We start from the raw sequence: 7,991 nt of genomic DNA, 5'->3' as shown, positions 1-7,991 counted from the left end.
ACCGACAGGCATCAACATCAACCAGAACCTGTCTCAGACAGGTTGACAACTACCGTGCAGCTACCAAAAAGGCGCACGGGCGGCGGAGCCGCCTACGCCTTCAGCGACGCCGGCGGGGTGAAGCGCTCGCCGTACTTGGCGGCGAGTTCTTCGGCGCGCTTGACGAAGCCTGCCTGGCCGCCTTCGTAGCCCTGGATGTACTGCGACACACCGCCGGTCCAGGCGGGGAAGCCGATACCCATGATGGAGCCGATGTTGGCGTCGGCGGTGGTGAGGAGCACGCCCTCGTCGAAGCATTTCTGCGTTTCGATGGCCTCGATGAACAGCATGCGCTCGATAAGGTCCTGGAACGGGACTTCGAGTTCCTTGGAACCGAAGTTCTCCCTGAGCCCGGGCCACAGGCCGGTGCGCTTGCCGTCGGCGTAGTCGTAGAAGCCTGCGCCGCCGAGTTTGCCCTTGCGGTCGAATTTGTCGACCATCGTGTTGATGACGTCGCCTGCCGGGTCGGCGGGCAGCTCCTTGCCTTCGGCCTTCGCGGCTTCCGCGGTTTCCTTGCGGATCTTCTGCATCAGCGTGAGGTTCAGCTCGTCGGACAGTTGCAGGGGTGCCGCCGGGTAGCCGGCCTGCATGCCTGCCTGTTCGATGGTGGCGGGCTCGATGCCCTCCGCGAGCATGGCGATGGCCTCGTTGATGAACGTGCCGATGACGCGGGAGGTGAAGAAACCGCGCGAGTCGTTGACGACGATCGGCGTCTTGCGGATGGCCTGCACGTAGTCGAAGACGCGCGCGAGTGCTTCGTCGGAGGTCTTCTCGCCGCGGATGATCTCGACGAGCGGCATCTTGTCGACGGGCGAGAAGAAGTGGATTCCGATGAAGTCCTCTTGCCGCTTCACACCGGTCGCGAGGCCGGTGATCGGGAGCGTCGACGTGTTCGAGCCGAGCAGCGCCTTCGGGTCGACGATGTCCTCGATCTCCTGGAACACCTTGTGCTTGAGGTCCTGCGACTCGAACACGGCCTCGATGACGAAGTCGACACCGGCGAAGTCGGCGGGGTCGGCGGTCGGCGTGATGCGGTCGAGCAGCGCCTTCGACTTCTCCTCGGTGGTCTTGCCGCGGGACAGCGCCTTGGCCTCGATGCCCTCGGAGTACGCCTTGCCCTTGGTGGCGGCCTCGATGGTGACGTCCTTGAGGACGACGTCGAAGCCGGCTTTCGCGGAGACGTAGGCGATTCCGGCGCCCATCATTCCGGCGCCGAGTACACCGACCTTGGTGATGGGTGTCTTCTCGATGCCCTCGGGGCGGGACGCGCCGGAGTTGATGGCCTGCAGGTCGAAGAAGAACGCCTGGATCATGTTCTTCGCGACCTGACCGGTGATCAGCGACGTGAAGTAGCGGGCCTCGATGAGGAGCGCGTTGTCGATGTCGACCTGCGAACCCTCGACGGCGGCGGCCATGATGGCGCGCGGTGCCGGCATGGGTGCGCCCTTGAGCTGCTTGCGCAGGTTCGCGGGGAAGGCGGGCAGGTTCGCGGCGAACGCCGGGGTGGACGGGGTGCCGCCGGGGATCCGGTAGCCCTTCTTGTCCCACGGCTGGACGCCGCCCTCGGGGTTGGCCTTGATCCACGCCTTCGCGGCGGGCACCAGCTCCTCGACCGAGGACACGACCTCGTCGACGAGTCCGACCTCCTTGGCCTGCACCGGTCCACGCTGCTGGCCCTGCAGCAGCACCTGCATGAGGGCGTTCTGCAGTCCGAGCATGCGGACGGTGCGCACGACGCCACCGCCGCCGGGCAGCAGACCGAGGGTGACCTCGGGCAGGCCGATCTTGACGCCCTTCACGTCCGCCGCGACGCGGTGATGCGTGGCCAGGGCGATCTCGAGTCCGCCGCCGAGTGCGGCGCCGTTGATGGCGGCGACGACGGGCTTGCCGAGGGTCTCGAGGCGGCGCAGATCCGACTTGATCGCGACGCTGTGGCTGTAGATCTCGTCGGCGTTCTCCGGGCCGACCTTGATCATGTTCTTCAGGTCGCCGCCGGCGAAGAACGTCTTCTTGCCGGACGTGATCACGACACCGGTGATGGAGTCCTTCTCGTCGACGAGGCGGTCGACGGTCGCCTTCATCGAGGAGATGTAGGCGTCGTTCATGGTGTTCGCGCCCTGGTTGGGATCGTCGATGGTGAGCACGACGATGCCGTCGGCGTCCTGCTCCCAGTTGATGATGTTCTGCTCGCTCACTGCTTCAAGTCTCCTGATGGTCCGGGCGGTCAGACGCGCTCGATGATGGTGGCGACGCCCATACCGCCGCCGATGCACAGGGTGATGAGGGCGTACCGGGCGTTCCGGCGCTCGAGCTCGTCGATCATGGTGCCGGTGATCATGGCGCCGGTGGCTCCGAGCGGGTGCCCCATCGCGATGGCGCCGCCGTTGACGTTGAGCTTCTCGTCGGGGATGTTCAGGTCCTTCTGGAATTTGAGCACCACGGACGCGAACGCCTCGTTGATCTCGAACAGGTCGATGTCGTCGACGGTCAGACCGGCGGCGGCGAGCACCTTCTTCGAGGCCGGGGTGGGGCCGGTGAGCATGATCGTGGAGTCGGCACCGCTGGTGGCCGTCGCGACGACGCGGGCGCGCGGGGTCAGGCTCATGTCCTTGCCCGCCTGCTCGGACCCGACGAGGACCAGTGCGGCGCCGTCGACGATGCCGGAGCTGTTGCCGCCGTGGTGGACGTGGTTGATCTTCTCGACCCAGTGGTACTTCTGCAGCGCCACCGCGTCGAAGCCGCCCATCTCGCCGACGCCGGCGAAGGACGGGTTGAGGCCCGCCAGGTTTTCGAGGGTGGTGCCGGGACGCATGTGCTCGTCCTGGTCGAGGACGACGAGGCCGTTGATGTCCTTGACCGGGACGACGGACTTGGCGAAGTAGCCGCCGGTCCACGCCTTCGCGGCGAGGTCCTGCGAGCGGACGGCGTACGCATCGACGTCCTCGCGGGAGAAGCCCTCGATCGTGGCGATCAGGTCGGCGCCCACGCCTTGGGGGACGAAGTAGTTGTCGTAGTTGGTGGCCGGGTCGAGCGCCCACGGTCCGCCGTCGGAGCCCATCGGCACGCGGGACATCGATTCGACGCCGCCGGCGATGACCAGTTCGTCCCAGCCGGACCGCACCTTCTGCGCGGCGGTGTTGACGGCCTCGAGGCCGGACGCGCAGAACCGGTTCAGCTGCACGCCGCCGACGGTGTCGGGCAGTCCCGCGTCGTTGACCGCGACGCGGGCGATGTCCATGCCCTGGTCGCCGACGGGGGTGACGACGCCGAGGACCAGATCGGAGATGCGATCCTCGTCCAGGTCGGGGAAGCGGGCGCGGAGCTCGTCGATCAGGCCGGTGACCAGCGAGATCGGCTTGACCGAGTGCAGCGAACCGGTCTTCTTTCCGCGGCCGCGCGGGGTCCGGATGGCTTCATAAATGAATGCCTCTGTGGTCACTGTGGAGTGTTCCTTCCTTATCTGCGTCGACGCCGACCGTGCACACGGCGCTCTGCACGGGGCATACCCCGGCACATTTACCTTAGAACGTGTTGCAAAACAGGAGGAAGGACCGAAGCGATCCTGGATCGTGACCCAGGCGATCACGACAGGGCGATCTCGACCCTGCCGGAATCGCCGTTTCGTGCTGTAATGGCGCGGCGCTCGATGCGACCCGAGCGGAGGAGAACACGCTGTGACCACCCGACTGTCCCGCCGGCAATTGTTCGGCGCCGCGACCGCGGGTGCGGTGACCGTTGCCGGCCTGGGGCGTGCCGGCGCGACCGCGAATCCGGCACGCCGCCTGCCGTCGCCCGCCGCGATTTCCGCCTCCGATCCCGCGCTTCTGAGTGCTGTCGAGGCGGCGGCGCTGTTGCAGTCCCGGGCGCTGCATCCGCGCGAACTGCTCGACGCGTGCCTGTCGCGCAGCGCGGCGCACGACGGCGGCGTCGAGGCGTGGATTCGGATCTACCCGGAGCAGGCCTACGAGGCCGCGGAGTCCGCCGCGCGGCGACTGGCGGCCGGGTCCGCCCCGCTGGTCTGCGGACTGCCGATCGCACTGAAAGATCTGTACGCGGTGGCCGGGTTGCCCGTGACGGCGTCGAGCGGCGTCCTCGACGGGAACATCGCCGCGGGCGACGCCGGGGTGTGGCGGCAGCTGCGCGACACGGGCATGGTGCTGATGGGCCACGCGCACACCCACGAGTTCGCCATCGGAACCGCGACGCCGCAGGTCGGGAACCCGTGGGACGTCGCGTATTCGCCGGGCGGCTCGTCCGGTGGCAGCGCCGCCGCCCTCGCCGCCCGGTTCACGCCCTGCGCGCTGGGAACGGACACCGGCGGTTCGTTGCGCATCCCCGCGAGCGCGTGCGGGATCACGTCCATCAAACCGACGTTCGGGCGGTGCAGCACCAGCGGGGTGATTCCGCTGACCTGGACCCGCGATCACACCGGTCCGATGGGCCGCAGCGTCGCCGACGCGTCGCTGCTCCTGAGCCACATGGCGGGCGTCGACGTCGACGATCCCAGCACGTCGGTGGGTCCCGACGTTCCCGCGGAGGGGTACCCGCTGGCCGCCGCGGGCGGGTCACGTCCGCTGTCCGGCAGGCGTTTCGGGTTGCCGCGCGGTGTCGCCGACGACCTGCCCGGCCCGATCGGGACGTTGTTCGCCGGGTTCCTCGACCTCGTCCGCGGTGTGGGCGGCGAGATCGTCGACGTCACCGAGCCCGCGGTCCCGACGGGGCTGCTGAGCGGGGATTACGCCGAATTCGGCTCGTACCACCGGCAGTTCGCGGACCGGCTCCCGGCATACGGCGCGGAGTCGGCGCTCGCCGCGACCGCGGCGATGGCGAGCCTCGCCCTGCCCGTCGCCGACTATTTCGCCCTCGAACGCGCGCGCCTGCGTTTCCAGCACGACTACAACCGGATGTTCGCCGAGCACCAGCTGGACGTGATTCTGCGTCCCGGCGCGCTCACCGACGGGGTGCGGCGCGACGACCTCTCCGATTCGAGTGTGTTCGCCGGTGCGCGGGACAACTACTTCTGGGCCAACTACACGGGCGCACCGGTCGTCTGCACGCCGGTGGGCCGGTCCGCGGCCACCGGCATTCCGTTCGGGGTGCAGCTGGGCGGGGTCCCGTGGTCCGAGGCGGCGCTGATCTCCATCGTCCTGGAATTGCAGCAGGCGCAGCCGGTGTGGCGGGACGCACCGCCGCTCGGCGCCGCGCCCCGGCAGATCCCCGAAGTGCGGGTCGCGGCCCCGGGCGCCGGGCCCACCGCGACCAACACGGACGACACCGGCCCGGGCATCCGATTCGTGCCGACCACCTCGACTGCGGCGGTGTGACCCCGGCGTTTCAGGTGTCGAGTCCGAGGCCCGCGTCCCGTGCCCGCACGATGGCGGCGGGACGGTCGGGCACACCGAGTTTGGCGAGCACGTTCGACACGTGGTTGCGCACCGTCTTCGGGCTCAGCACGAGTCGGCGCGAGATGCTCGCGTTGTCGTAGCCGCGGGCGACGAGGTCGAGAACCTCCCGTTCGCGGTCGGTGAGTTCCGGAAACACGGTGGGTTCCATCCGGCGCGAGGCGGCCATGAAGCTCATCGCGCGGGCCGCGACCGCGGCGCCGAGGATCACCTCGCCGTTGGCGACCGCCCGGACCGCGCGTTCGACCTCCCCCGGATCGGCGCCCTTCACCAGGTAGCCGCGCGCCCCGGCACGCACCGACGCGACCAGTGATTCGTCGTCCTCGTGCATGGTGACCACGAGCACCCGCAGGGCGGGGTGCCGCTCGACGAGCCGCCGGGTGGCGTCCACCCCCGAACCGTCGCCGAGTTCGAGGTCCATGAGCACCACGTCGACGTCCCCGTCGACGACGTCGAGCGCCTCGGCGACGGAACTGGCCTGTGCGGCCACCTCCATGCCGTCGAGCGTCGACAGCAACGCGACCATGCCCAGCCGGAACACCGGGTGGTCGTCGACAACGGCTACCCGGATGGACGAGGTGGTGGAACTTTTCGTGTCCGCGCTCATGATGCGGTCAACGGTAACCGGGCGGTGACCACCGTGCCTGTCGGACGGCCGGATTCGATGTGCAGCGTGCCGCCGAGTTCGTATGCCCGCTCGCGCATCGATCGCGTGCCGACGCCGCCGCCCCCGGCCGGATCGAACCCGCACCCGTCGTCGTGGATGACGACCGTCAGCACCTCCGGAGCGAACGTGGCGTCGACCCGGCAGCCGTCGGCACCGCTGTGCCTGCGCGCGTTGGTGACGGCCTCGACGACGATCCCGTACGCCGCAGCGCTGATCTCCGCGCCCAGCCTCGGCGGCGGATCGGCCCGCACCCGCAGCCGGAACCCGCTGCGCGACTGGGTGGCCGCCAGTTCGTGCAGCGCCGGGACCAGTCCGAGTTCGTCGAGCACCGGCGGGAACATGCTGCGCGACAGCTGCCGGACGCCTTCCACCTGATGGTCGAGTTGCTCCTGCAGCGCGTCGATGAGTTCGGCGGCGGCGGCCGGATCCGAACCGAGCAGGTTCCGGGCGCCCTGCAGGCCCAGCCGGATGCCCGCGAGCGAGGGACCCAGGCCGTCGTGCAGTTCGCGGCGAATCATCTGCCGCTCCTCCAGTCGCACGGACGCCAGCCGACGCCGCGCCTCCTGCAGGTTCTCCGCCGACTGCAGCACGACGAGACCGGCCGTCACCACCGCCGACAGTTCGGTGAGCGACCGGCGGGTGCGCGTCCCCAGCGATTCCCCCGGCGGTGCCGTCACGACCATCGTCCCCAGCACCGCACCGCGGTGCACCAACTCCACCGACTCGGCATGTCCGGTCGCCGAACCCCACACGGCGGCAACCCCGCTGGCGCGCCGCACGGACACGGATTCGAGCCGCAACGCGACGCCGACGCCGGCAGCGAGACCCTCGAGGAGTTGTTCCGGGGTCTCTGCGCTGCCGAACTGCCTGCCGAGGGTGCGGACGGCCCGCGCCGGATCCTCGCCCTCCCCGTACACCAGACGGTGCACCCGCCGCTGCAGCCACAACCGCACCGGTTGCACCGCGACGGCGACGACACCCGCCGCGACCACCTGCGCCCCCACCGAATCGCCGTCGGGCAGCAGCGCCGTCAGCGCCGTGGCCACCACCACGTACAGCACCAGCAGCGCGACGGTGAGGGTGCCCGCCACCGTCGCGCGGCTGACGACCAGATTCAGCCCCCACATGCGCTGACGCAGGATGCACACCAGGATCGCGACCGGGTAGAACGCCTGAACCGCCAAGTGCACCAACGGGTTGAGCACCCACAGCCCCGGCAGCGACGCGGGCAGCGCCAGCGGAAGGTACGCGGCCGTCATCAGCGCCGTGCCCAGGCACATCCACCCGAGACCCACCCGCTCGTCGGGTGGACCGTGCCGCCACCGCCATCCGCAGTCCGCTGCCGCCGCGAAACCGACCACGAGGACGGGCACGATCACCCAGACTGCGGGGATCTCCGTGAATGTGCGGGACCAGAAGTACCAGGCCGTCGCGGCGACACCGGCGAGGACACCGAGTTTCGCGCCGACGCCGAGCGGATGGTCGCGGATCAGCCACGGCACGATCAGGAACAGGCTCAGCGTCCCGGGAATCCACGCCGTGTTCTGCAACGGCGACAGCACATCGACCCACGGCAGCCCCGGACGCACGGCCGCGAGTTGCGAGTAGCTGTAACCGAGTGCGGCGAGACCCACGCCGATCGCGGTGAGCCCCATGATGATCGGCACCGGGTGCACCCGCCGCGCGAGCACGACACCGGCCACGGTCCCGTAGACCGCCGCCCCGACGACGTCCACCAGGAAGAACAGCTGATTCGAATCGATGCCCGGATCGGCCCGGACGAACGCCACCACCGACAGGACGACCAGGATCCACGCGGACACCGCCATGACGGCAGCGGGTACGGGCGCACCGCCCGCACCTGCCGACCCCTCGGTCATCGG

At 69.5% G+C, this 7,991-nt stretch carries 5 protein-coding genes; 1 reads left to right on the top strand and 4 read right to left on the bottom strand.

Annotation, left to right across the window (positions count from 1 at the left end; genetic code table 11):
- Positions 1-92 precede the first annotated feature (92 nt).
- Positions 93-2,234, bottom strand: coding sequence for a 3-hydroxyacyl-CoA dehydrogenase NAD-binding domain-containing protein (locus P3H15_RS08700; RefSeq protein WP_276136829.1), 2,142 nt, complete (start codon positions 2,232-2,234; stop codon positions 93-95).
- Between the two features lie 29 nt (positions 2,235-2,263).
- The gene (locus P3H15_RS08695; protein ID WP_095862907.1) at positions 2,264-3,478 is read right to left on the bottom strand and encodes an acetyl-CoA C-acetyltransferase; all 1,215 of its coding nucleotides are present in this window, start codon (positions 3,476-3,478) and stop codon (positions 2,264-2,266) included.
- Between the two features lie 235 nt (positions 3,479-3,713).
- Here P3H15_RS08695 and P3H15_RS08690 point away from each other — a divergent pair, with 235 nt between their 5' ends.
- The gene (locus tag P3H15_RS08690) at positions 3,714-5,363 is read left to right on the top strand and encodes an amidase (protein ID WP_276136828.1); all 1,650 of its coding nucleotides are present in this window, start codon (positions 3,714-3,716) and stop codon (positions 5,361-5,363) included.
- A gap of 10 nt (positions 5,364-5,373) precedes the next feature.
- Here P3H15_RS08690 and P3H15_RS08685 read toward each other — a convergent pair whose 3' ends face one another.
- Together P3H15_RS08685 and P3H15_RS08680 are read right to left on the bottom strand one after the other, a co-directional pair.
- Entirely contained in the window at positions 5,374-6,048 is a 675-nt protein-coding gene (locus tag P3H15_RS08685; RefSeq protein WP_276136827.1) for a response regulator transcription factor, read from the bottom strand.
- The gene (locus P3H15_RS08680; RefSeq protein WP_276136826.1) at positions 6,045-7,988 is read right to left on the bottom strand and encodes a sensor histidine kinase; all 1,944 of its coding nucleotides are present in this window, start codon (positions 7,986-7,988) and stop codon (positions 6,045-6,047) included. Before P3H15_RS08680 ends, P3H15_RS08685 begins: the two co-directional genes overlap by 4 nt.
- Positions 7,989-7,991: the final 3 nt, after the last annotated feature.

It is taken from the genome of Rhodococcus sp. T2V, from assembly GCF_029269925.1.
In the GTDB taxonomy this organism is placed as follows: domain Bacteria; phylum Actinomycetota; class Actinomycetes; order Mycobacteriales; family Mycobacteriaceae; genus Rhodococcus_F; species Rhodococcus_F koreensis.
This window is presented reverse-complemented; position numbering and strand designations above follow the sequence as displayed.

Coding starts and splice junctions, on each gene's coding strand:
- P3H15_RS08685 (WP_276136827.1), bottom strand. CDS start 6,048: ATGAGCGCGGACACGAAAAGTTCCACCACCTCGTCCATCCGGGTAGCC.
- P3H15_RS08680 (WP_276136826.1), bottom strand. CDS start 7,988: ATGACCGAGGGGTCGGCAGGTGCGGGCGGTGCGCCCGTACCCGCTGCC.